Origin of the sequence: Lysobacter capsici (assembly GCF_018732085.1) — a bacterium.
GTDB classification, from domain to species: Bacteria; Pseudomonadota; Gammaproteobacteria; order Xanthomonadales; family Xanthomonadaceae; genus Lysobacter; species Lysobacter capsici_A.
Genome location: NZ_CP076103.1, coordinates 6,238,362 through 6,262,033, shown reverse-complemented (window position 1 = coordinate 6,262,033; position 23,672 = coordinate 6,238,362). Strand labels below are relative to the sequence as shown.

24 protein-coding genes are annotated in these 23,672 nt (G+C 67.5%); 13 read left to right on the top strand and 11 right to left on the bottom strand.

Annotated elements, in window-relative coordinates; translation table 11 throughout:
• Positions 1 to 18: 18 nt before the first annotated feature.
• Both KME82_RS26235 and KME82_RS26230 read left to right on the top strand, forming a co-directional pair.
• The gene (locus KME82_RS26235; protein WP_215496661.1) at positions 19 to 228 is read left to right on the top strand and encodes a hypothetical protein; all 210 of its coding nucleotides are present in this window, start codon (positions 19 to 21) and stop codon (positions 226 to 228) included.
• Positions 225 to 596 carry a DUF4288 domain-containing protein gene (locus KME82_RS26230; protein ID WP_215496660.1) on the top strand — a complete coding sequence of 124 codons (372 nt, stop codon included), beginning with the start codon at positions 225 to 227 and terminating at the stop codon, positions 594 to 596. Before KME82_RS26235 ends, KME82_RS26230 begins: the two co-directional genes overlap by 4 nt.
• 274 nt (positions 597 to 870) lie before the next feature.
• On the opposite strand, the gene KME82_RS26225 is transcribed toward KME82_RS26230, so the two are convergent.
• From KME82_RS26225 to KME82_RS26215, 3 genes are all read right to left on the bottom strand, one after another.
• The gene (locus tag KME82_RS26225) at positions 871 to 1,254 is read right to left on the bottom strand and encodes a YkgJ family cysteine cluster protein (protein ID WP_215496659.1); all 384 of its coding nucleotides are present in this window, start codon (positions 1,252 to 1,254) and stop codon (positions 871 to 873) included.
• Positions 1,255 to 1,350: 96 nt separating this feature from the next.
• Positions 1,351 to 1,695, bottom strand: coding sequence for a hypothetical protein (locus tag KME82_RS26220; protein WP_215496658.1), 345 nt, complete (start codon positions 1,693 to 1,695; stop codon positions 1,351 to 1,353).
• Between the two features lie 211 nt (positions 1,696 to 1,906).
• Positions 1,907 to 2,614: a UPF0149 family protein gene (locus KME82_RS26215; RefSeq protein ID WP_215496657.1), complete on the bottom strand. Its 708-nt coding sequence runs from the start codon at positions 2,612 to 2,614 to the stop codon at positions 1,907 to 1,909.
• A 69-nt stretch (positions 2,615 to 2,683) separates the two neighbouring features.
• Between KME82_RS26215 and KME82_RS26210 the strand changes: the two genes are divergently transcribed.
• Entirely contained in the window at positions 2,684 to 3,085 is a 402-nt protein-coding gene (locus KME82_RS26210) for a YchJ family protein (RefSeq protein WP_215496656.1), read from the top strand.
• Between the two features lie 337 nt (positions 3,086 to 3,422).
• Here the strand turns inward: KME82_RS26210 and KME82_RS26205 are convergent, their stop codons facing one another.
• The 5 genes from KME82_RS26205 to KME82_RS26185 all read right to left on the bottom strand — a co-directional run bounded on the left by KME82_RS26205 (position 3,423) and on the right by KME82_RS26185 (position 8,868).
• The gene (locus tag KME82_RS26205) at positions 3,423 to 3,935 is read right to left on the bottom strand and encodes a hypothetical protein (protein ID WP_215496655.1); all 513 of its coding nucleotides are present in this window, start codon (positions 3,933 to 3,935) and stop codon (positions 3,423 to 3,425) included.
• Positions 3,936 to 3,985: 50 nt separating this feature from the next.
• Positions 3,986 to 4,294, bottom strand: a complete 309-nt coding sequence (locus tag KME82_RS26200; protein WP_215496654.1) for a LysM peptidoglycan-binding domain-containing protein — start codon at positions 4,292 to 4,294, stop codon at positions 3,986 to 3,988.
• A 169-nt stretch (positions 4,295 to 4,463) separates the two neighbouring features.
• Complete coding sequence (gene queF, locus KME82_RS26195; RefSeq protein WP_215496653.1) at positions 4,464 to 5,276, bottom strand: NADPH-dependent 7-cyano-7-deazaguanine reductase QueF; 813 nt, start codon at positions 5,274 to 5,276, stop codon at positions 4,464 to 4,466.
• A 414-nt stretch (positions 5,277 to 5,690) separates the two neighbouring features.
• Positions 5,691 to 7,025 (bottom strand): amidohydrolase, encoded by a 1,335-nt coding sequence (locus tag KME82_RS26190; protein WP_215496652.1) that lies wholly within the window; start codon positions 7,023 to 7,025, stop codon positions 5,691 to 5,693.
• A 517-nt stretch (positions 7,026 to 7,542) separates the two neighbouring features.
• Positions 7,543 to 8,868, bottom strand: coding sequence for a M20 family metallopeptidase (locus KME82_RS26185; RefSeq protein ID WP_215496651.1), 1,326 nt, complete (start codon positions 8,866 to 8,868; stop codon positions 7,543 to 7,545).
• A 296-nt stretch (positions 8,869 to 9,164) separates the two neighbouring features.
• Here KME82_RS26185 and KME82_RS26180 point away from each other — a divergent pair, with 296 nt between their 5' ends.
• The 5 genes from KME82_RS26180 (at position 9,165) to KME82_RS26160 (ending at position 12,838) form a co-directional block, all read left to right on the top strand.
• The gene (locus KME82_RS26180) at positions 9,165 to 9,371 is read left to right on the top strand and encodes a hypothetical protein (protein ID WP_215496650.1); all 207 of its coding nucleotides are present in this window, start codon (positions 9,165 to 9,167) and stop codon (positions 9,369 to 9,371) included.
• 153 nt (positions 9,372 to 9,524) lie between these two features.
• Positions 9,525 to 9,740 (top strand): hypothetical protein, encoded by a 216-nt coding sequence (locus KME82_RS26175; protein ID WP_215496649.1) that lies wholly within the window; start codon positions 9,525 to 9,527, stop codon positions 9,738 to 9,740.
• Between the two features lie 152 nt (positions 9,741 to 9,892).
• Complete coding sequence (locus tag KME82_RS26170) at positions 9,893 to 10,111, top strand: hypothetical protein (protein WP_215496648.1); 219 nt, start codon at positions 9,893 to 9,895, stop codon at positions 10,109 to 10,111.
• A gap of 46 nt (positions 10,112 to 10,157) precedes the next feature.
• On the top strand, positions 10,158 to 10,376 hold the full coding sequence (locus KME82_RS26165) for a hypothetical protein (protein WP_215496647.1): 219 nt from the start codon (positions 10,158 to 10,160) through the stop codon (positions 10,374 to 10,376).
• 344 nt (positions 10,377 to 10,720) lie between these two features.
• Complete coding sequence (locus tag KME82_RS26160) at positions 10,721 to 12,838, top strand: TonB-dependent siderophore receptor (RefSeq protein WP_345777959.1); 2,118 nt, start codon at positions 10,721 to 10,723, stop codon at positions 12,836 to 12,838.
• Positions 12,839 to 13,327: 489 nt separating this feature from the next.
• Here KME82_RS26160 and KME82_RS26155 read toward each other — a convergent pair whose 3' ends face one another.
• Complete coding sequence (locus tag KME82_RS26155) at positions 13,328 to 14,329, bottom strand: aldo/keto reductase (protein ID WP_215496645.1); 1,002 nt, start codon at positions 14,327 to 14,329, stop codon at positions 13,328 to 13,330.
• A gap of 173 nt (positions 14,330 to 14,502) precedes the next feature.
• Between KME82_RS26155 and KME82_RS26150 the strand changes: the two genes are divergently transcribed.
• Positions 14,503 to 15,396, top strand: a complete 894-nt coding sequence (locus KME82_RS26150; protein ID WP_215496644.1) for a LysR family transcriptional regulator — start codon at positions 14,503 to 14,505, stop codon at positions 15,394 to 15,396.
• Between the two features lie 398 nt (positions 15,397 to 15,794).
• Positions 15,795 to 17,258, top strand: coding sequence for an APC family permease (locus KME82_RS26145; protein ID WP_215496643.1), 1,464 nt, complete (start codon positions 15,795 to 15,797; stop codon positions 17,256 to 17,258).
• 278 nt (positions 17,259 to 17,536) lie between these two features.
• Here the strand turns inward: KME82_RS26145 and KME82_RS26140 are convergent, their stop codons facing one another.
• Both KME82_RS26140 and KME82_RS26135 read right to left on the bottom strand, forming a co-directional pair.
• Positions 17,537 to 18,091, bottom strand: a complete 555-nt coding sequence (locus KME82_RS26140; protein ID WP_215496642.1) for a DUF2569 family protein — start codon at positions 18,089 to 18,091, stop codon at positions 17,537 to 17,539.
• A 90-nt stretch (positions 18,092 to 18,181) separates the two neighbouring features.
• On the bottom strand, positions 18,182 to 18,475 hold the full coding sequence (locus tag KME82_RS26135; protein WP_215496641.1) for a hypothetical protein: 294 nt from the start codon (positions 18,473 to 18,475) through the stop codon (positions 18,182 to 18,184).
• Between KME82_RS26135 and KME82_RS26130 the strand changes: the two genes are divergently transcribed.
• Genes KME82_RS26130 through KME82_RS26120 form a run of 3 tightly spaced genes read left to right on the top strand, consistent with a single transcriptional unit; the run spans position 18,459 to position 22,906 of the window.
• Positions 18,459 to 20,135 (top strand): MFS transporter, encoded by a 1,677-nt coding sequence (locus tag KME82_RS26130; protein WP_215496640.1) that lies wholly within the window; start codon positions 18,459 to 18,461, stop codon positions 20,133 to 20,135. The genes KME82_RS26135 and KME82_RS26130 overlap by 17 nt on opposite strands.
• A gap of 15 nt (positions 20,136 to 20,150) precedes the next feature.
• On the top strand, positions 20,151 to 21,455 hold the full coding sequence (locus KME82_RS26125; RefSeq protein WP_215496639.1) for an HlyD family secretion protein: 1,305 nt from the start codon (positions 20,151 to 20,153) through the stop codon (positions 21,453 to 21,455).
• Positions 21,452 to 22,906, top strand: coding sequence for an efflux transporter outer membrane subunit (locus tag KME82_RS26120; protein WP_215496638.1), 1,455 nt, complete (start codon positions 21,452 to 21,454; stop codon positions 22,904 to 22,906). The genes KME82_RS26125 and KME82_RS26120 overlap by 4 nt, the downstream gene beginning before the upstream one ends.
• The last annotated feature ends 766 nt before the right edge of the window (positions 22,907 to 23,672 follow it).

Genomic DNA, 23,672 nt, shown 5'->3' with positions numbered 1-23,672 from the left:
GAAAGCGAACTGCCCTGGGTGTCCGATCAGCTGGGGCCAGCGCGGTGGAGGCTTTACCGTCTGGACGACAACGGCAACGAATTCCCGATGGAATATTTGCATTCGAACGCATCGGCCGAATATTTGCGAAAGAAGTATGAAGACAAGGGACACAAGCAGCTCTATTTCATCCGGCCGATATTCGACTCGCCGGACTCGCCGCAGCGAAAACAGGATGCTTCGCCATGAATCCATCGATCGACCCGGCTCAATTGCGTTACTCGGCCAAACTGCTGTTCCAGTTCCGGGTCATGATCGGCGCCGATCCCGGCATCATGCGGACCTGTGAGGAACGAATCGTCGTGTTCCACGCCGCCGGCGCGCGCAAGGCGCTGGCCGAGGCGAAGCGGCGCGGGCGCAAAGCGCAACACGATTATTCCAACAGCGACGGCAATCGGGTGTTCTTCGAGTTCGTCGGGGTAATGGATCTGCTGGAACTGGGGCCGGAATGCGACGACGACGAAGTCTGGTACGACATCGTCGTGCGCAAGCAGCCGATGGAGCGCGCCGCGCAGCTGCTGCCGGAGGAAAGCAAGCTGTCCGCGTTGCGCCCATGATGATGGATCGGCGCCACTGAGGCGCTGGCGCGAACTGTTGCGACAACTTCTTTGCTATGGGTGCCGGCAGGACGTAGCGCAGATCACGATGCTGGAGTCGTATTCGTCGACGGCCGATTGGCCTACGTCCGATGTCAGGACATATCGGCGTTATCAACGGCGCGCTGAGGGTGCTCGAGGTGGCGGTCTGCGGCCGGAGTCATGACGAGTTCGAGGCGGTCGGCCTGGGGCGCTATCGTCACAACGACTCCCGGTTGCAAGTCGACCTCGAAGACTAGCCGGCTTCAGACACCTCGGTGCTCTGAGTCCGCCACAGCTGCGGCGACAACGGCGCCATTCCATACGCCGCGCGCGCCTTGTCGCATTGCGGACTCGCGGTTCCGTCTTCCCACGCAGGTTTGAGTTCGCGACACGGCGACGGACGCTGCGCATAGATGCCGCAGTGCGCGTCGACGCCGACCGTGCCATTCAATGCAGTGCAGCGGATCGCGCCGGCATAAGTGCCGCGCATCGCGACCCGGTGCGGATCGAGCGCTTGAGTGAGTTCGCTGGGCACCACGCCGTGCGGGTGCGCGTCGGTCTCGCTCCAGTGGAAGGCGACGCGGAAACGGGCGCAGCAGGCGCCGCAGCTCAGGCAGGGGTGGGCAGCAGACGACATGACGTCGGGTACGGGGAAGATGAGCGCGATTTTCTCATCGACCGCCATCGTCGGCGCAAGCACGATCCAGCTCGGGGGCCCGCGCAAAGCGGGACGTCAGCGGGATTGGCCGAATTCGGCGTCGAGGCCGAGCATCAACATCAGCCCGGCGGCCAGGGTGGTCAGCAGCGTCGCGATCAAACCGATGCGGCGGATCAACACCGGGTGGGTCGCGAACCGCTCGCGTGCCGACAGCCATTGCACGATCAGGCCGAGCGCAAACCCAGGCAGCGCCGACAGGGCGGCGCCGAACCACAACCGCACGAACCCGCTGGGCGCCGACAAGCTGGACCAGCCGATCGCCGCGCCGACGAGTTCGGCCAGCAGCACCGCCAGCACCAGCGGCCGTACCGGACGCAAATCCGACCAGGAATAGTGGAAACCCAGTTGCGTGTCGCGCATGCGAGCGGTCCGGAGACGGGCGATTCGGTCCGGACGATACCCGATGCGCGGCCTGGATCGGTATCGCGCGGGGCGCTGATCTACGCGCGATCGAGCCGCCGGCCGACGCGCATGCCGTCGCGATCGGCCGAGTGTGTGCCGCAATGCGTGTTCAACGGGATGACATGAGTGTGCGGCCGGATCCGTGGAGGCCGGCCACGCGCACGGCGAATCAGGCCCCGTGGCACTTCTTGTATTTCTTGCCGCTGCCGCACGGACACGGATCGTTGCGATCGGGGGTGTCTTCGCGGCGCAGCGGTTTGCGCGGGGTCAGCGCTTCGATGCGGTGGTGGTGCAGGTCGGCCAGCATGCCCGGCAGGCCGGCGACGATTTCCAGCCGCTCGCGGTAGCTGATCGGGGTGCCCGGCGCTTCCGGGTCTTCGCCCATCACTTCGCCGCTGGCGAGGCGGTCGAACAGGGTGAAGATCTCGTCGATCCAGTCGTTGTCGTCGAGCCACTGGTCCCAGCCCGCCTCGTTCAATTCGACCGCGCGGAAGAAGCCGAACGACCAGTCGCGGCCGACGTCGAGTTCGTCGGGCTGTTCGGTCTCGGGTTCCTCCGGCAGCCACAGCAGCGGGGCCAGGTGGTCGGGCAGGTCGTCGTCGCCGTAGCGGACCCGCGCGCTGACCATGTTCCAGTGGCCTTGCAGCAGGGCGTGGACCTCGGCGGCCTCGGCCTCGTCGTTCCAGCGCGGTTCCTTGCCGCCCCAGACCACCGGGTGCCATTGCTCGGCCTCGGGTTGCGCGGGGCTCACCACCAGCGCCGACAGAAAGCCGTCCAGCGCTTCCAGGTTGAAGCCCTTGTGCGGCACGGCGCGCTGGTCGAGCAGGTCGGCCAGGCGTTCGATCTGGGCGTCGTCGAGGTAGGCGGGCGCTTTCATGGGGGGACTCGTGCAGCGGGGGGGACGCGCATGGTAGTCGCAGCGGCGTGTCTGCGCTGAAAATACGCCATGACCGCCCGCCTGCCCCTGCCCGCCGCCTGCCCCTGCGACCCCGTGCGCCGCTACGCCGCCTGTTGTGGACGGCTGCATGCCGGCGCGGCCGCGCCCGAGTCCGCCGAACAGCTGATGCGCTCGCGCTACAGCGCGTATGCGGTCGGCGATCTGGAGTACCTGCGCGCGAGCTGGCATGCGGACACCTGTCCGGCCGAGCTGGAGGTCGATGCGTCGGTGCGGTGGCTCGGCCTGCAGGTCAAGCGCTACCGGCGCGAGGGCGAGGACGCGGCGGTGGTCGAGTTCGTCGCGCGCTATCGGATCGGCGGCGGCTGCGCGGTGCGGCTGCACGAGGTCAGCCGGTTCGCGCGGGTCGATGGGCGGTGGGTGTATGTGGATGGGGAATTTCCGGGGGCTTAGTGCGTCAATCATCGCCCCCTTTGAAAAAGGGGGCGGGCGCCCGGCGAGGGCCGCGTTTGTGATCGTCGCTGTAGCGCGGGGGATTTGCTTTTGCTTCCGCTCCTTGGGGTGCGAAAAGCAAAAGCAAATCCCCCCTAACCCCCCTTTTTCAAATGGGGGGAATGCTGCGTGGGGTGGTGGGCGATTGCTGCGAGCGAGTGCATTCGCGCTGGAAGCCAGTGCATTCGGTCCATCCACCGCGAAGCAGCATTCCCTTCACTAAACCGAAGCCAAAAAAAAAGGGCGCGGCAATAAGCCGCGCCCTGGCTTGCCCGCCCAGTCAGGCGGAGAGAGTCGCTTACTTCTTGACGTCGAATTCCTTGCTCTGGACGACATTGCCGTCCTGAGTGATTTCGACCTTGTACTTGCCTTCCGGAAAACCCTTCGGGCTGTTGATGTGGAATTCGGTCACGCCGCCATTGGTGGCCTGCACGTCAGCCGCCGGATCTTCGTGAACGGTCTGGCCGTCCTGGAAGGTCCACTTGGCGCCGAGCTTGGTCGCGACGGTCGCGGCCGGATCGGAGGTGCTGGTGCTGACCGAAGCGTAGATCGTGTCCTTCGGCTTGAACGACGCGGCTGCCGCGGTGACCTTCTTGTCGGCGCCGATCGCGCTGCCCAGGTCGACGCTGGCGACGGTGGCGGTCGCAGCCACCGGAGCCGGGGCGGGAGCGGGCTCGGCCGGAGCAGGCGCCGGAGTTTCGGCGGCCGGCGGCGGCGGCGCGGCCTCTTCTTTCTTCTTGCAGCCGGCCAGCGCCAGCGTGGCGACCAGAGCGGCGGCGACGGCGTAATGCGTACGAGTGCGGATCAACATGGTGGATCTCCTGGGAACGATGGCAATGATGGTGAAACGCAGTCGACGGATCAGTCGTTGATGGTCGGAATCTTGAGGACCTGGCCGGGCTGGATCTTGTCGGGATCGTCGAGCTGGTCGCGGTTGGCTTCGAAAATCGCGTTCCACTTGCTCGACTTGCCGTAGACCTGCTTGGCGATATGCGAAAGCGTGTCGCCCTTCTCGACCGTATAGGTCTGCTCGCCACCGCCGGTGATCTGATCGGTCGAGCTCACGCCGCCTTGCACGTCGCTGAAGTCGGCCTTCTCTTTGATTTCGTCGGTGCTAGACACACCGCCTTGCACATCGGAAAAATCGGCTTTCTTGTCCGGGGTAGTCATGGGTTGAGGGCTCCTGCCGAAGTGGCGAAGCGGAACATGACATGACGCTTGTTAAAAAGACATAGCGTCCGCGTGAACGTCCATAACGAAACTGAATGAGCGGATTCCACCCGGATTTTTGCCGGCTACGCGGTGGCACACGCCCTGTGTAGGCGATGTGCGCACCGGTCTATTGGCGCTCGTCGCGGCCGGCCCGTGGCGGGCTCAGGCCGGGGCTGCCGCGCCACGGATTGATGTCCAGTCCGCCACGCCGCGTGTAGCGCGCTTCCACCGACAGCCACTGCGGCGCGGTGCGCTGGCTCAGGTCGGCATGGATGCGTTCGACGCACTGTTCGTGGAACTCGGCGTGGTCGCGGAAGGAGATGAGATAGCGCAGCAGCGCGGCGCGGTCGAGCTTCGGCCCGCGGTAGGCGAGGGTGACGCGCGCCCAGTCGGGCTGGCCGGTGACCGGGCAGTTGGACTTGAGCAGGGCGCTGCTCAGGCGTTCCTCGACGAGGGTGTCGGACTCGATCGCCAGATGCTCGGCCTTGGGCGGGCCGTAGTCGTCGATCGCGACGTCGAGCTCGTCGATCGAGTCGCTGGGCTCGTCCGCGCCGATCGCCGGCAGGCCGGAGGCGACCTCGACCGTCGCGCCGGCCGCGGCCGACAGGTCGCGCGCGATCGTCGCGAGCACCGCGGCTTCGTCGTCGAAGGCGGTCGCGTTGAAGGAGTTGAGGTAGAGCTTGAGCGACTTGGATTCGATCAGGTGCGGCGAGGTCGCCGGCACCGACACGGTCGCGGTGCCCACGCGCGGCTTGCCGCGGCGGTCGAGCCAGCTCAGTTCGTAGGCGTGCCAGCGGTCGTAGCCGACGAACGGCAGGGCGTCGTCGCGCAGGCCCAGGTGAGCGCGGCCGAGCGCGCGTTCGATCGGGAACAGCAGCGAGGCGTCGTACTCGCGCGGGTAGTCGACGTGGCGGCCGAGGGGGAGGTCGTGGGAGGTCATGCGGGGATTTTAGCCGCTCCGGCTCGGGCGGACCGGGGTGGGATCGGGCGGTCGGAGGGATGGGCGGCGGCGGCCGCCGTCACTGCTGCTGTGGGCAGCTCGACGCGGTGGCCGCAAGAACACTGATTGCCGGTTGTTTCGACATGAAAGCGACGGTCTTCCAAGCAGCCGCGCATCTGTTCCCCCCTTTGAAAAAGGGGGGCTAGGGGGGGATTTGCTTTTGCTGTGCAGGCGAGGCGATCTGCCGGCAAGAGCAAATCCCCCGCGCTCCGGTCCAAGTTCAGCCGACTGGGTTTCGCCGGGCGCTCGCCCCCTTTTTCAAAGGGGGCAATAGTTCGTGGCCGACGGCGATCTGACGATCAGCCGGCATGCACGACGGCGCGCGGCTTCCAAATCTTGCCGCTTACCCGCCTCTCACCCGGCCTTGGACCCATTCAAATAATCCAGCGTCACCTGCAGCATCGCGCGCAGGCCGATGTCCAGCGAGCTTTCGTCGAGCTTGAACTTCGGCGAATGGTTGCTAGGCGCAGTCGACGGGTCCACGCCCGCTTCGGTCGAACCGACGAAGAAGAACATCGCCGGCACTTCCTTGGCGTAGTACGAGAAATCCTCCGCGCCCATCACCAGCGGCATTTCGATCACGTTCTTGTCGCCGGCCACGGCCTTGAGGCTGGGCAGCATGCGTGCGGTCAGCGCCGGGTCGTTGTAGGTGACCGGGTTGCCGTCCTGGTCGGGCACCTGCGCTTCGGCGTGGGCGCCGTGCGCGGCGCTGACGTGGTCGGCGACGTTCTTGAGGTCTTTGAAGATCGCCTGGCGCATGCCTTCGTCGAAGGTGCGGATGGTGCCGGTCATTTCGACCTCGTCGGGAATGATGTTGTAGCGGATGCCGCCCTTGATCGAGCCGAAGGTGACCACCGCCGGTAGCTTGGCGATGTTGGTGCGGCGGCTGATGATGGTCTGCGCGGTGCCGACCACGTCGGCGGCGGCGACGATCGGGTCGATCCCGCCCCACGGGGTGGAGCCGTGGGTCTGGCGGCCCTTGATGGTGATGCTGAAGCGGTCGGAGGCGGCCATCAGCGGCCCGCCGCGCACGCCGAGCTGGCCGGCGGGCAGGGTCGAGAACACGTGCAGGCCGAACATGGCTTCGGGCTTGAAGTCCTTGAACAGGCCGTCCTTGAGCATCAGCGAGGCGCCGCCTTCCTCATTGGCCGGCGCGCCTTCTTCGGCGGGCTGGAACACCAGCATCACCTGGCCCGGCAGGTCTTTCTTCATCGCCACCAGCGCATCGGCGATGCCGAGCAGGATGCCGGTGTGGGCGTCGTGGCCGCAGGCGTGCATGACCCCGACGGTTTCGCCGCGGAAGGTCGCGGTGGCCTTGGAGGCGAACGGCAGATCGACCTGCTCGGTCACCGGCAGCGCGTCCATGTCGGCGCGGATCGCGATCTTCGGGCCGGGCTTGCCGCCTTCGATGATCGCGACCACGCCGTGGCGGGCGATCCCGGTCAGCGGCTTGAGGCCGAGCTTGCGCAGGTGTTCGGTGACCTTGGCCGAGGTGCGTTCCTCGCGGTTGGACAGCTCCGGGTGCTGATGGAAGTCGCGGCGCCAGGCGATCACGTCGGCCTTGACCTTGGCCGCGGCGGCGGCGACCTCGGGACGTTCGCTCGATTGCGCGGCGGCGGCCAGCGGCAGGGCGGCGAGGACGCCGAGACTCAGGGCGCAACGCAACGCGACGGACAGCGGACGCTTCATCGACGGAACTCCGGGCGGGAAAGGTTCGATGCTAGCCGATGGGGGGGCGGTGGGGATGCGCTACGTTGGTCGGTTGGGGCGGGAATTGGGAGTCGGGATTCGGGAAAAGCGGTTCCGCGCTCGGGGCTCGTTTCCAGGCTTGAGTCGTTGCGATGTCGGAACGATTTCCGTTAGGACGATTTCCGCGCAACCCGCCTACCGTCATTCCCGCGAAGGCGGGAATCCAGAGACTTCAGCGTCATCCCACCAGGTCGTCATTCCCGCGAAGGCGGGAATCCAGTGACTTCAAGCGTTCTCGCACGAAAGGCACTGGATTCCCGCGTTCGCGGGAATGACGGTAGGTAGGAACAAGGCTACTTGTAGTAAGCGCGAGAATCGCTGTAGACCAGACCAGACCAGACGAAACCAAATCAAATCAAATCAAATCACAGGCGACGTCAGCCGCCGGCGAGGTCGCGTCGCCGGCCTCGCAGCTTGTGCGGGGCCTGCCGCGTCCCGGCACGGGCTCGCTCACGCCTCAAGGCCCGTGCAGATAATCCAGCGCGACCTGCAACATCGTCTTCGTGCCGACCTCCAATGCACCTTCGTCGAGCATGAAGTTCGGCGAATGATTGATCGGTGCTTTCGCCGGGTCGGTTCCCTTCGCGGTCGAGCCGACGAAGAAATAGAACCCCGGCACGGTGTTGGCGAACTGGGAGAAATCCTCGGCCACGGTCACCAGCCCCGATTCCTTGACCTGGTCCTCGCCGGCCGCGCGCTGCAGCGACGGCAGCACGCGCCGGGTCAGCGCCGGGTCGTTGACGGTCGCCGGCGCGTTGTTGACCACCTGCAACTCGGCGCTGGCGCCGGCCGCATGGGCGTAATCCTCGGCGGTGCGGCGCAGGCGCGCGATCACGTCCTCGCGCACGCCGGCGTCGAAGGTGCGCAAGGTGCCGACCAATTTGGCTTCGTCGGGAATGATGTTGAAGCGCACGCCGCTGTTGAACTGGCCCGCGGTCAGCACCACCGGGGTCGCGGCGATGTTGATCTGGCGCGCGATCAGGCTCTGGCTGGCGAGCAGGATCTGCGCGCCGACGGTGATCGGGTCGACCCCGTCCCACGGCCGCGACCCGTGGGTCTGCTTGCCGCGCACGGTCAGGCTCCATTCGTCGGCGCTGGCCAGCATCGGGCCGCTGCGATAGCCGACCTCGCCGACCTGCAATCCGGCCCACACGTGCAGGCCGAACACCGCCTCGGGCTTGAAGTCCTTGAACACGCCCTCGTCGAGCATCAGCCTGGCGCCGAACGGCGCGCCCGCGACCGGCGGGCCTTCCTCGGCCGGCTGGAACACGAACATCACCTCGCCCGGCAGCTGGTCCTTCTGCGCGACCAGCGCGGTCGCCACGCCGAGCAGGATCGCCACGTGCGCGTCGTGGCCGCAGGCGTGCATGACCCCGACGGGCTGGCCGCGGTACTCGGCGGTGACCTTGGACGCGAACGGCAGCCCGGCCGGCTCGGTCACCGGCAGCGCGTCCATGTCGGCGCGGATCGCGATCTTCGGCCCGGGCTTGCCGCCCTTGAGCACCGCGACCACGCCGGTGTGGGCGATGCCGGTGCGCGGTTGCAGGCCGAGTTTGCGCAGCTGCTCGGCGATAAGCTTGGCGGTGCGCACTTCCTGCTGGCCCAGTTCGGGGTGCTGGTGGATGTCGCGGCGCCAGCCGACGACCTGATCGTTGACCGCGTGCGCGGCCTGGGCGATCCGCGCGGGGTCCGCCGAAGCGGCCTGAGCCTGGACGGACGTCGCCGTCGCGAGCGACAGGGCCAGGGTCAACAACGAGATCGACGCGCGATCGGACCAGGGCATCGCGAACTCCACGGCAGTGAGGGCCTTCGATCCTAAAAGGTATCCGCGCGCGGCGATACGCACGCCGGCGATGTGTCCACGCAACGCGATGTTTCGATCGTGGGTGCCGGGGGCGGTTGTCGGCACGGGCCTGGCGGGGGTTCTCGGACGCGCATCGAACCTTCGTGTGCATGGTGTTCGCCCGCCGTGGGCGGCTGCGGCGCCACGCCCGCATGCGTGAGCCCAATCGCATCGGTGGCGTGTTCCCGCAGGCATGCTGGCGCGGCCGTTCCGGCGCCGACCTAAGGAGACAGGTCATGCGCATCGCTCAGCACACGAGGTGCTTGCTCGCCACGTTCGTATTCGCCGCGGGATTTTCTTCGATGGCGTCCGCGCAGCCCGATCCGGGGGGCGTGAGCGACTACGAGCAATGCGTGTTGCAGCCCGATGCCGTCGCGCTGCTCTGCCAGAAGCGCTACGAGCGGTGCATGCGCCTGTTCCATTGCTCGGTGACAGGGGACTGACACCGATGGCGAGGCCGATCGCGTCGGGTCCACGGGTCGCCGCGTTCCCGATCGGTGCAGGGTTTGCTCAGGCGTGAACCCAGTCACATAGCGGCGCAAGCGCCACGGGCATGCTGGCGCGGCCGTTCCGGCACCGACCAAGGAGACAGGTCAATGCGTATCACCCGCCACAAGACGTTGTTCGCCGCCGCATTCGTGTTCGCCACCGCATTCGCTTCGACGGCCTCGGCCTCGTTCGATTGGCGATGCGAATCGTGCATGAGCACCTACGACTACTGCGCCAGCCAGCCCGATGCATCGATCGATGCCTGCGTGACCGAGTACAACATCTGCGCCGGGCGCTACAACTGCCCGTACATGCCCATCTGACGCCGATGTGATCAGCCTCGCCCGCCATCGGCGTCCGCGCCGATGGCGGTTTGCTGTCGCCATCCGCATCGCCGTCGATCGTCCGCGTCGTGGCGGTTCGTACGCAGCGTCAGTCCCCGCCCATCCGGCACGGACCAAGGAGAAAGGTCGTTATGCGTATTTCCAAGCACAAGACGTTGTTGGCCGCGATGTTCGTGTTCGCCGCGGGTTTCGCTTCGGCGTCATCGGCGCAGTTCAATCCCCGTTGCGACGGATGCATGAACACCTACGACTACTGCATGTCGAAACCCGATGCGGAGCAGTGGTTCTGCGTGCATCAGTACAACGTCTGCGCCGATCGTGCGGGCTGCTTGTTGATGCCGGAGATCTGACCCGCATCCCCGTTGTTTCCCGCTGTCGACCAAGGAGAAGGTTCGTATGCGTTCCATTCGCCACAAGACCGTGTTCGCCGCCGTGTTCGTGTTCGCCGCCGGCTTCGCATCCACCGCTTCGGCGGCCGGCTGTTTCGAATGCATGGACATCTACAACGCCTGCATGACCGCCACCGGCGGCGACTACGGCGTCTGCGCGCATCAGCACAATCTCTGCGCCGCGCCGCAGAACTGCCCGTTGATGCCGGAAATCATCATCAACTGAGCATCGCGACAGCGGGCGCGCATGCACGCGCGCGTCGGAAGGGCCTTCGCGCCGGGCGCGCAGGTCCTTTCGTTGCTGCGGCCAAGTCCGCCATTGCCGCGCGCACGCCGCCGCCGCCGTGCGGGAGCATTCGGGCCCGGCGCGTCGCGCTTCGATCCGGCCGAACCCACGACTCGCAGGACGGCCGGCCCCGATTTGCGTCCCTGCGGCCCCGTCCCCGGATTTGCCGCGGCCCCGTCGCCGCCGTAAGATGAGAATGGTTATCGTTTGCCGGCGAGCAGGGAGCTGCGGCCGCGATCGCTCCCTTCTCCGCTTCCGTCCAGGCCTTTATGCCGACCTCGTCCGTGTCCAACCCCTCCGCGCTCGTGAGCGCGGTCCGCCTGTCCCTGTTCGGCCTGCCGCTGCTGCTCGGCGCGTTCGCCGCGCATGCCGCCGATGCGCCGGCCGACGCCACCACCCTGGACAACGTCGAAGTGCGCGCGCCGATCGCCAAGCGCAGCCAGAGCGCGACCAAGACCGACACCCCGCTGATCGAGGCGCCGCAGTCGATCTCGGTGATCACCGCCCAGCAGATGCGCGACCGCGGCATCCAGGGCGTCGAGGAAGCGGTGTGGTACACCGCCGGCGCGCAGGGCGGCGGCTACGGCCAGGACACCCGCAGCGACTGGCTGCTGGTGCGCGGCTTCAACCCGGCGCGCTACATGGACGGGCTGGCGCTGACCGACGGCGTGTGGACCGGCGGCACCCGCATCGAACCCTACGGCCTGGAACGCCTGGACGTGCTCAAGGGCCCGACCTCGGTGTCCTACGGCGCGATGCCGCCCGGCGGCCTGATCAACATGGTCAGCAAGCGGCCGACCACCGAGGCGCTGCACGAAGTCGAAGTCACCCTCGGCAACTACGACCTGCGCCAGGCCGCGTTCGATTTCGGCGGCCCGCTCGGCGACAGCGGCACCTGGTTCTACCGGCTCACCGGCCTGGCCCGCAACAGCGACAACGTGGTCGACTACGTTCAAGACGACCGCTATTTCTTCGCCCCGGCGCTGACCTGGAAACCCAGCGAGGACACCTCGCTGACCGTGCTGGCGCGTTACCAGAAAGCCGACACCGCGCAGGGCGGCGGCTTCCTGCCGGCCGACGGCACCTTGTTCGCCAATCCCAACGGCAAGATCCCGCGCAACCGCTACACCGGCGAGCCGGGCTGGAACGATTACCTCAAGACGATGAAGTCGGTGGGCTACGAATTCAGCCATCGCTTCAACGAGGCGCTGACGTTCCGGCAGAACCTGCGCTACGGCAAGGTCGATGTCGATCACGACGCCGGCGTCGGCGCGTTCGGATTGCAGGCCGACCAGCGCACGCTCACGCGCTACTACTTCCCGCTGGAGGAAAGCTCCAAGTCCTTCGCCGTCGACAACAACGTGGAAGTGAAGTTCGACACCGGCGTCTGGCAGCACACGTTGCTCGCTGGCCTCGACTACCGGCGCCTGGAAAGCGACTACGCCTCGGCGTTCGCGTTCGGCGCGCCGTCGCTGGACATCTTCAATCCGGTGTACGGCGCGCCGATCGTCAAGCCGGCCTACACCTCGCGCCAGGACAAGGTGCAGCAGCAGCTCGGCGTGTACCTGCAGGACCAGATCAAGATCGACCGCTGGGTGATCACCGCCGCCGGGCGCCAGGACAAGGTGCGCACCCGCACCGATCAGCTGCTGGCCACGCCGGTCACCCGCGAGCGCCAGGACGACAGCCGGTTCTCCGGCCGCGTGGGCGTGAACTATCTGTTCGATTCGGGCTGGGCGCCGTATGTCGCGTGGTCGCAATCGTTCGAGCCGACCGTCGGCGTCAATTTCGCCGGCCAGTCGTTCAAGCCGACCACCGGCGAGCAGATCGAGGCCGGATTGAAGTTCCAGCCGGCCAGCGGTCGCGCGCTGACGAGCCTGGCGGTGTACGAGATCAAGCAGGAAAACACCCTGACCGTCGATCCCAACCACACCTTGTTCTCGGTGCAGCAGGGCGAAACCCGGGTGCGCGGCGCCGAGCTGGAAGGGCGCTGGAATTTCCGCAACGGCCTGAGCGTGTACGGCGCCTACACCTACACCGACAGCAAGGTGACGCGGACCAACGACGCGGCCGCGCTCGGCAAGCAGATCGCCCTGCAGCCGCGCAACGTCGCCTCGCTCGGCGCGGACTACACCATCGGCTACGGCGCGCTGTCGGGCCTGGGCCTCGGCGCCGGCGTGCGCTACACCGGCGAGCATTACGGCGACATCTACAACCAATGGAAGACGCCGTCGTACACCTTGTTCGACGCATCGGTGCGCTACGACCTGGACCACTGGCGTTTCCAGCTCAACGCCAGCAATCTGACCGACAAGGAATACGTGAGCGTGTGCAACAGCGCGATCTGGTGTTACTACGGGTATCCGCGCACGGTGACGGCGACGGTGCGGTATCAGTGGTGAGTTGATCGCTTAGCCGCTCTGCAGTGATGCATGAGCTTTTGCCGTTCCCCCCTTTGAAAAAGGGGGGTAGGGGGGGGGATTTGCCCTTACGCCAAGATCACCGCGTCGGATCGAAAAGCAAATCCCCCGCGCTGCGCCTGCGATCTGACTTCGTACCTGCGCTGGGCGCTCGCCCCCTTTTTCAAAGTGGGCTATGTGATTGCGTGGGCTACGAGCTTCGGGCAATGGCGACGCTGACGCTGACGGCGACACCAACGCCAGCACCAAAAATACCACCACCACAAACACCACCACCACAAACAACAACGCCAACTGTGCACACAGCGCCATTGCCGCACAGACGCATCGACACTGAAGCAACTACAGCGACCCTTGCTTTCCCCCCTTTGGAAAAGGGGGGTAGGGGGGATTTGCTTTTACCCCCAGATCACCGCGCCCACCCAAGAACAACAGGCAACGACGCAAGCGCCGTGCCCCGTCGAGCGACCATCAGCGTCCGACCAACGCCATGCCCACCGCGGTATAGCGATCACCCGCAACCGCTTCAGGCGCGAACAGCGTATCCAACTGCGCGCGTTCGGCCGCCGACAACGACACCTGCAGCGCACCCACGTTGTCCTCCAGGTACTTGCGGCGCTTGGTGCCCGGGATCGGCACCAAGTATTCGCCGCGCGCCAGCACCCAGGCCAGCGCCAACTGCGCCGGCGTACACCCCTTGTCGGCCGCGATCGCCTTGACCTGCTGCGCCAGCGCCAGGTTGTGGCCGAAGTTGTCGCCCTGGAAACGCGGCGTGGTCAGGCGGAAATCGTCGCTCTGCAACTGATCGGCGCTGGTGATGTTGCCGGTCAGGAAGCCGCGGCCCAGCGGGCTGTACGGGACGAAGCCGATGCCCAGGCGCTCGCACACCTCGAACACGCCGTTGCGCTCGGGGTCGCGCGTCCACAGCGAGTATTCGCTCTGCACCGCGGTGATCGGATGCACCGCATGCGCGCGTTCCAACGTCTCCGCCGAGGGTTCGGACAGGCCGAGGTAACGCACCTTGCCTTGTTGCACGAGTTCGGCCATCGCGCCGACGGTCTCCTCGATCGGCACCGAGGCGTCGATGCGGTGCTGGTAGTACAGGTCGACGTGGTCGGTGCCCAGGCGCTGCAGGCTGCCTTCGATCGAGCGGCGCACGTACTCGGGCTGGCCGCTGACGCCGCGCGCCTGCGGCCGCGCCGGGTCGAACACGATGCCGAACTTGGTCGCCAGGAACACCTGCTCGCGACGGCCCTTCAAGGCGCGGCCGAGCAATTCCTCGTTGGTATGCGGGCCGTAGATGTCGGCGGTGTCGAGGAAGCTCACGCCCAGTTCCAGCGCGCGGTCGAGGGTGGCCAGCGATTCGGTTTCGTCGGCGGCGCCGTAGGCGAAGCTCATGCCCATGCAGCCCAGGCCGAGGGCGGACACGGTGGGGCCGTTGCGGCCGAGGCGGCGGGTCGGAAGGGTGGTCATGGTGGGGCTCCTGATCATGAGGGGCGAGGCGCCGTGGGGGAGCAGGCGCGGCGCCCGGTGAAGGCGTGGAGGCACTTTAGGCCGATGGGATTGCGCGAAAAACCGGTGTTATCCGAATGGCTCTTGAAGACTTGCTTCATAATCGGCGCCCAATTGTCGCTTCGGGAGCCGTCATGGCCGCCCATCCTCTGCCCGCCGTCGTGGCCTTCGCCCAGGTCGCCCACTTCGGCAGCTTCACCCGCGCCGCGGCCGAGCTGGAGGTGTCGCCGTCGGCGCTGTCGCAGACCGTCCGCGCGCTGGAGAGCAAGCTCGGGGTGCGGCTGCTCAACCGCACCACCCGCCAGGTCGGCCTGACCGAGCACGGCGCGCGCTTCCTCGATCAGATCGGGCCGGGGCTGGCGCAGATCGAGGCCGCGTTCGACGACCTCGACGCGGTCCGCCACCGGCCGACCGGGCGGCTGCGCATCAACGTCGGGCGCACCGCGGCCAAGATCCTGATCGAGCCGCGGTTGCCGGCGTTCCTGGCGCGCTATCCGGAGCTGGAGGTGGAGTTGTTCGCCGACGATACGCTGGCCGATTTGGTCGCGGGCGGCTTCGACGCCGGCATCCGCCTGGGCGAATGCCTGGCGCGCGACATGATCGCGTTGCCGGTCGGCGGGCTGCAGCGGCAGGTGATCGTGGCCACGCCGGAGTACTTCGACCATCATCCGCCGCCGCGCACGCCGCAGGATCTGGTCGGTCACGACTGCATCCGCCTGCGCCTGCCGGGCAGCCGGCGCCTGTACCCGTGGGAGTTCAGCCGCGACGGCCGCGATTTCGAAGTCGACGTGCAGGGCCGGCTGATCTGCAACGACGGCATGATCATCCTGAGCGCCGCGCGCGCCGGATTGGGACTTGCGCAGCTGTTCGAACCGATCGCGCGCGAGGACCTGCGGTCCGGGCGGTTGGTCGAGGCGCTGGCCGATTACCAGCCGCCGTTTCCGGGGTTCTACATCTACTACCCGGCGCGCAAGCAACTGCCGACGAAGTTGCGGGTGTTCGTGGATTTCATGCGCGAGGGGATGTGAGTCCGCGAGCGTCGCGGTGGCTGTATTCGCCGACGACATCGCATGCGGTCACGCCGAAGATCGCAAACACAGTCCCCGCCAGGCGCTTTTCCTCCCTTTGAAAAAGGGGGGTAGGGGGGTTTTCTTTTGCTCGCCAGCCGATGCCGCAGCTCCCGGTAACAGACCCGACCTTGATCGCAGCCACGCAGCATTTGCGGTCAAGAGCAAATCCCCCCTAACCCCCCTTTTTCAAAGGGGGGAACTGCATGCGCGATGGCGGGAGAGTGCCTAATGCTCCGTGCTGCAACGGAAGGTGCGGGCGGTGATGCAGTCGCGCGCCAAATCCTCTTTTGCTGCACCTGACCTCGCCTTTCCCCCACGCCCATGCGAGGCTGCGCCCGACCCGCCGGGAAGCCGCCATGACCGCTGTCGATCCGACCGTTCCGACGTCCTCCGCCGACCCGTCGCCGCCGCGCGCGCAGCACATCGGCGCGACCGCAACGGTAGCGAGCGACGACCGCGCAGGCAGCGGTCGACCAAACAACGGCCACGCGGACGCAACCGACGCGGCGCCTGCCGCCTTGCAAGGCGAAGCCGCCCTGGTACGCGCGCTCGGCCCGTTCCAGCTCGGCGCCTCGATCATCAACATCATCGTCGGCGCCGGCATCTTCATGCTGCCGGCGCTGCTGATGGGACGCATGGGCGCGAGCGCGCCGCTGGTGTTCGTGGCCGGCGCGATCGCGATCATCCCGATCGCGCTGTGCTTCTCGGCGATCGGCAGCCGCGCCAGCGCGACCGGCGGGCCGTACACCTTCGTCGGCGCCGCGTTCGGGCCGTTCGCCGGTTTCCTCACCGGCGCGTTGATGTGGATCTGCAACACCTCCTCCAGCGCCGGCGTCGCCGCGGCGCTGGCCGAACAGGCCGGCAACGCCTGGGCGCTGTTCCGCGACCCGCTGCCGCGCGGCGTGTTCATCGCCGCGGTCTACGCCGCGCTGTTCGCGCTCAATGCCTTCGGGGTGAAACTCGGCGCGCGCATGATCGTGCTGCTGGCGACGCTCAAGCTCACGCCGTTGTTCCTGCTCGCCAGCGTCGGCCTGTTCTTCGTCGACTGGAGCCAGGTCGGCTGGACGCAGCTGCCGTCGTGGAGCGCGCTGGGCTCGTCGATGGTGCTGGTGGTGTTCGCCTATTCGGGCATGGAGACCGCGCTGGTGCCGACCGGCGAAGTGCGCGATCCGGCCCGCCACGTGCCGCGCGCGACCTTGTCGGCGATCGTGGTCGTGGTGCTGCTGTACATCGGCATCCAGGTCGCCTGCCAGGGCCTGCTCGGCGCGCGCCTGGCCGGCAGCACCGCGCCGGTGGCCGACGCGGCCGGCGCGATCTGGTCGCCGGCGCACGGCTTGTTGCTGATCACCGCCGGCGTATCGATGACCGGTTTCCTGATGGGCAATCTGTTCTCGTCCTCTCGCCTGCTGTTCGCGCTGGGCCGCGACGGCTATCTGCCGCGCGCGTTCGGCCGGGTCGATGCGCGCTACCACGTGCCGCGCGTGGGCCTGCTCGCGCATGCGGGCATCGCCCTGGTGCTGGCGTTGATCGGCAATTTCGAAAGCCTGGCGCTGATCTCCGGCGGCGCGATCTGCCTGCTGTTCGCGGCGGTGTCGATCGCGGCGTGGCGCGCGCAGGCGCGCGACCTGCGCGGCGCGGGCGAACCGTTCCGCATGCCCGGCGGCAGCTGGCCGATGCCGTTGCTCGCGGTGCTGACGATGGCGGCGATCCTGGCGACGATGACGGCGCAGCAATGGGGCGCGATCGCGGTGTCGCTGGTCGTGCTGGTGGCGGTGTATGGGTTGTTGGCGTTGCGGCGGCGTGGGGTGGCGAGCGGGTAATCGGGGCGCGCATCGGCATCGGGGTTGCGACGCTTTTGTGGTGTTGCGGTCGCGGCTTGCGCCGCTCCTACAGGCAGTTCCTGTGACCATCGGCGCCCCCTCCCTGTAGGAGCGGCGCAAGCCGCGACCGTGACCTCACAACCACGACGCTTGTCATGTTTCGCGAACGTGGCTTACAAGCCCCATCGGCGAAACGGCCGACATCCCCGCCAGGCCATGCACCCAAGCGATCGGCGTGGCGAAACTCACGCAAATCGCCACCGAACCCCGCGGCGGTTTCAGGGAACGAACGTACTCTTCACGCGCTTGGACAACAGCGCATAAACGATCCACAAACTGTCGAACATCAGCGCGCGCCACAGGAACGAATCGAAGTGGTACTCCAGCGCCGCCGGCGCGTCGCCGGCACGTCCGAGCAGCAGTACCGTGGCGATAATCAACGTCAGGTCCGCTAACAGCCAGCCGATGAACACACGCGGGAACCAGCGCGATTTGAGGAACAGCAACACCAGCGCGACAAGATTGACCAGCAACAACAGGCCACTGCCTGCTACGTGCATCATCACCGCGAGCCGAGCGGTCGGTTGTATAACCGTGCTCTCGGCGGCGAGTTGCCCCACCGTATCCAAGGTCATGAACACGCCGCCGATCAAGTTGAATGGCGAGACCAACATCATCAAGGTCACCAGCCTGAGCCAGCCGCCCAGGTTCCTGGGCGCGCGATTGCGCTCCTCGCGGTTGGTGCTGAACTGCAACGGCTCGTCGCCGAGCTGCAGCGGGCCGCGTGCGGGTTGAGCCAGCACGCGGCGGTACGGATCTTCTTCGGTGCTCATGCAGGTTCCGTGGATCGCGCACCAACGCCGGTTTCCCCCTGAACCCGGTCGCGGCGGCGACCCGCGCACGATAGCGAACCCGGCGCTGCATCACATCCCGCCGACGTACGCGGCGCAGTATTCCGGCGTAATGGGACAGCCCAGCCGACACACGCGCGCTTGATCCTTGACCGCCCGCTGTTGCCTACTAACGCCTGCAACCCGCCGGAGCCGCGTGCCTCGATCCATGGCCAGCACCTCCGCCACCGACCCCTCGCTATCGGCTGCTGACGCCGCGCCGCCCGCGAGCGCGCCGCCGCCCGCCGCAGGCACACCGCCACCCACCGACGCATCGCCGCCGGCCGGTCCGCCCGCCGCGCCCGCGCCGATGTCGCGCTGGCGCATCGCCGCCTTCGTCTCGATCTCGCTGCTGCTCGGCCTGACCCAGAGCCTGGGCATGAACCTGGTCGCGTCCAACCTGCAGCAGGTGCAGGGCGCGCTCGGCGCGACCAGCGCCGAGGCGACCTGGCTGCTGACCGCCTACTTCGCCACCAACATCCCCGCCAGCCTGCTGCTGACCAAGTTCCGCCTGCACTACGGCCTGCGCCTGTTCGCCGACCTGGGCATCGGCCTGTTCGTGGTCGCCGCGGTGGTGCACCTGCTCGCCAACGACCTGGACTCGGCGATCGCCGCGCGCGCTGCGCTCGGCATCGCGGCCGCGCCCTTGAGTTCGATGACCGTGCTGTACATGGCCGAGGTGTTCACCGGGCCGAAGAAGATCGTCGGCCTGATGTTCGGCTTCGCCGCGCTGCAGACCGGCGCGCCGATCTCGCGGATCATCGCCGAGCGCCTGCTGCTCAACGCGCAGTGGCACGGCATCGTGATGTTCGAACTGGGGCTGGCGCTGGCCTGCCTGGCCGCGATCAACCTGCTGCGGGTCACCCCGGTGCCGCGTCAGAACATGTTCGACCGCTGGGACATCGCCAGTTTCCCGCTGTACGCCAGCGCGATCGCGCTGGTGTGCGTGGTGCTGACCCAGGGCCGATTGCGCTGGTGGCTGGACACGCCGTGGCTCGGCCAATGCCTGGTGGCGGCGGTGATCTGCGCCGGCGCGTTCGTGGTGATCGAGATGAACCGCTCCAGGCCGATGGTCAACATCCGCTGGCTGCTGCACGGCGGCTACATGGTGCGGCTGGGGCTGGCGATCGTGTTGTCGCGCATGGTGTTGTCGGAGCAATCGGTCGGCGCGGTCGGCCTGCTCAACGTGCTCGGCCTGCTCAACGACCAGATGCACACGATGTTCTGGCTGGTGCTGATCGGCACGGTCGGCGGGTTCGTGGTGACCCTGCCGTTCCTGCCCAAGCAGCGCTTCGACGTGCTCGGGCTGATCGCGGTGGCGATCGTCGGGGTGTGCGCCTACATCGATTCGCACGCGACCAACCTGACCCGGCCGGCGAATTTCTACATCACCCAGACCCTGATCGCGATGGCCGCCTCGATGTTCCTGGCCAGTTCGATCCTGCTCGCGCTGGTGCGGGTGGTCGCCGACGGCGTGCGCAACCTCGTCACCTTCATCGTCTTGTTCAGCACCACCAACGCGCTCGGCGGCCTGCTCGGCTCGGCGGTGCTCGGCACCTACCTCGCCCGGCAACAGACCGCGCATTACCAGCAGCTGATGAACCAGCTCAGCCTGGGCGATCCGCAGGTGGTGCTGCGCACCCAGCAGCTCGGCGGCGCGGTCGCGCGGGTGGTCGGTGATCCGGCCGCGCGCGGCAATCAGGCGCTGAGCTCGCTGAGCCAGCAGGTCACCCGCGAGTCGTGGGTGCTGGCCTACAACGACGTGTTCCTGGCGGTGGCCTGGCTGGCCGCGCTGGTGCTGGTGTGGGCCATGCTGATGCGCTGGCAGCTGTGGCGGCGCGGCCACACCGTGATCAGCTTCGCTTCGCAGGTGCCCGGCCCGTTCGGTCCGCCCGCCGCCGCTCCGGCGCCCGCCGATCCACCCGACGACGCGCCCACCACGGCCGTTGCGATCCAATCCCCGCCAGCGGCTCCCGCCCGCCCCTGATCCGAAGGACGCCCCATGCCTTTGAAGACGCCCTTCAAGTCCAAAGCCACCATTCCCGCGATCGTGATCGCGATCGTCGGCGTGCTGCTGATCCTGTACGCGTGGCGGCTGTGGCCGTTCTCCAGCGCGCGCCAGACCACCGAGAACGCCTACGTGCGCGGCAGCGTCACCGTGGTCGCGCCGAAGGTCGACGGCTACGTCGCCCAGGTGCGGGTGCAGGACTACATGCGGGTCAAGGCCGGGCAGGTGCTGGTCGAACTCGACGATCGCAATTACCGCCAGCGGGTCGATCAGGCGCGCGCCAATCTGGCCGCGCAGCAGGCGAATCTGTCCAACTCGACCCAGGCCCGGCGCGTGCGCGAAGCCGCGGTCGCCAACGTCGAGGCCCAGCTCGCCGCCGCGCAGGCCAACCTCGCGCGCGCCCAGGCCGACATGCGCCGCGCCAGCGCGCTGGTCGGCGACGGCTCGCTGTCGTTGCGCGAGCGCGACCAGACCCTCGCCGCCTTGCGTCAGGCCGAGGCCGGCCTGGGCCAGGCGCAGGCGGCGCGGCGTTCGGCCGACGAAGACGTGCGTTCGGTGATCGTCAACCGCGACGCGCTGACCGCCGCGGTCGCCAACGCCGAGGCGGCGTTGCGGCTGGCCGAAATCGATCTGGCCAACACCCGCATCCACGCGCCGCAGGACGGCCAGCTCGGCGAGATCGGCGTGCGCCTGGGCCAGTACGTCACGCCGGGTACGCAGTTGATGCAACTGGTGCCGTCGCGGGTGTGGGTGGTGGCGAACTTCAAGGAATCGCAGACCGCGCGCATTCGTCCTGGACAAGCGGCCTCGTTCCGGGTCGATGCGCTCGACGGCGCGGTGTTGCATGGGCATGTCGAACGCCTGTCGCCGGCGACGGGTTCGGAATTCAGCGTGATCAAGACCGACAACGCCACCGGCAATTTCACCAAGGTCGCGCAGCGCCTGCCGGTGCGGATCGCGATCGACGCCGATCAGGAACTCGCCGCGCGCCTGCGTCCGGGCATGTCGGTGGAAGCCACGGTCGACACCGCGAGCAAAGTCGACGAAGACGCGGTGCGTCGCGACGAACAAGCCGCGGCGACAAATGCAGCGCGCGATGCGGCGGGTGTGGGGATTGCCGCGCCTGCGAACACGCCGGCTGAGCAACGCGCGGGTTCGAATCCGGCTTCGGCGCCGGGCGCGAGCGACGCCGCGCACGCGAACAGCGCGAGTGACCAAGCCTCGAAAGCACCGGCATCGCAAACACCCGCGCAAGCGCCGCCCACGCCGCCGTCCACCGGGACGGATCCGGCCCGATGAGCATCCACGCACCGACGCCGCGCGTCGCGATCACGCGCTTGGCCACGACACGACGCGGCGCGCCGCCGATCGCCTCGCTGCGCATCGCCTCGCTGGCGTTGGCGGTCAGCGCGCTTGCCGCCTGCGTCACCGTCGCACCGCCGCCGACCACGCTCGAACCGCCGCCGGCCTGGCGCGACGCGCCCGGCGCCGGCATCGCGGTGCAGCGCGACTGGTGGCGCGGCTACAACGATCCGGTGCTGAGCCGGTTGGTCGACACCGCGCTGGCCGGCAACAGCGACCTGCGCCTGGCCGCCGCCCGCGTCGCCGAGGCGCGCGCGCTGCTCGACGCGCAGGGCGCGGCGCAGTGGCCGACCCTCGATCTGTCCGCAAGCGCGCAACGCTCGCGCAGCGTCAGCGCCGCGACCGGGCGCGCCAACATCTCCGACGTCAGCCAGCCGCAGTTCCAGGCCGCGTATGAAGTCGATCTGTGGGGCCGGCTCGACGCGCTGACCGACGCCGCGCGCGCCAACCTGCTGGCCAGCCAGACCGGCGCCGACAGCGTGCGGCTCAGCGTCGCAGCCGCGGTCGCGTCGGCGTACCTCGGCCTGCGCGCGAGCGATGCGCGGCTGGAGGTCGCGCAACGCACGCTGGTCTCGCGCGAAGGCGCGCTCAAGGTCGCCCAGCGCCGCTTCGACACCGGTTACAGTTCGCGCCTGGAACTCGCCCAGGCGCAGGCCGAATACCGCGCCACCGCGCAGGTCGTGCCGCAGCTGCGGCTGGCGATCCGGCGCCAGGAAGACGCGCTGTCGGTCCTGCTCGGCCGCGCGCCGCAGGCGGTGCCGCGCGGGCGCGCGCTCGACGAGATCGCCGCGCCGGCGCTGCCCGCGGCCGGCGTGCCCTCGCAACTGCTGCGCCGACGTCCCGACATCGCCCAGGCCGAGGCGCAGATCGCCGCCGCCGACAGCAGCCTGGACGCCGCGCGCGCGCAACTGTTGCCCTCGTTGCGACTGACCGGATCGCTCGGCAGCCTCGATTCCAGCCTGCTGCGCGGCGACCCGATCCGCTTGTGGAGCGTCGGCGGCAGCGTGCTGGCGCCGCTGTTCAACCACGGCCGCCTGCGTGCGCAGGTCCAGGCTGGCGCCGCGCGTCGCGACCAGGCCGTGCTGGGCTATCAGAAAACCGTGTTGACCGCGTTCGCCGAAGTCGAGGACGCGCTGGCCGCGATCGTGCAACTGCGCGAACAGCGCGAACAGGCGCAGCAGCAGCGGCAGGCGCTGAGCGAAGCACTGCGCATCGCGCACAACCGCTACAACGAAGGCTACGCCTCGTACCTGGAAGAACTCGATGCGCAGCGCAACCTGTTCAACGCCGAACTCACCGTGCTGCAACTGCAGGGCGATGCGTTGACCGCCGAGGTGAATCTGTACAAGGCGCTGGGCGGTGGATGGGAGGTCGCGGCGGAGCGTTGAAACTTCGCCGCGACGCCAGCACCGGTTTGGACATCGCTTGCGGGAGGTGGGTGGTGTTGATTGGGTGGTTCGTGGTTCTTTTTCGCTGCGTTATTGAATTGCGATTGATCGGATCGGACACCCGAAATTGCATTCAGCGCATGGCCCGGGAATAGCATGGGCTTCGCCGCCCTGCGCCATTACGACGACGCGGCTTGCGATGTGGTTGTTTTCCCGCGGTCGCGGCTTGCGCCGCTCCTACAGGTAGGCCATATAGATTCGGCTCGGGTGTGAAGTGGCGCAGTTCATCCAGCGCTGCGAAGCTCGGAGCTCGCGAGAACAACAGCACACCCATAGGGCGGCGCACATGGATGTGCGCCGTGCGCCACCGAGACAGGATGTCTCGTGTGGCGCATGCCTGCGTCTGCACCGCACGCGCGGGCTCTTGATTCACAACAAAGCATTTTTCTTTGGTTACCTTTCTTTTGTTGCTTTAGACAAAAGAAAGTGACCCGCCGCTTCAGCGGCGGAACGCTTTTGATCCTGCTTGCAGCTTTAAAGGCTTAAAAAGCTCTAGAGCTTTTTAAGCCAAAAGCAAGATCAACGGCTTTCGTCCGCAAGCGGCCGAGTTACTTTCTTTTGTCAAAAGCGACAAAAGAAAGGTAACCAAAGAAAAACGCTTTTCTTTGAATCAAGGGCCCGCGCGTGCGGAGCTTCCGCGGGCATGCGCCACACGAGACATCCTGTCTCGGTGGCGCACGGCGCACATCCATGTGCGCCGCCCTTC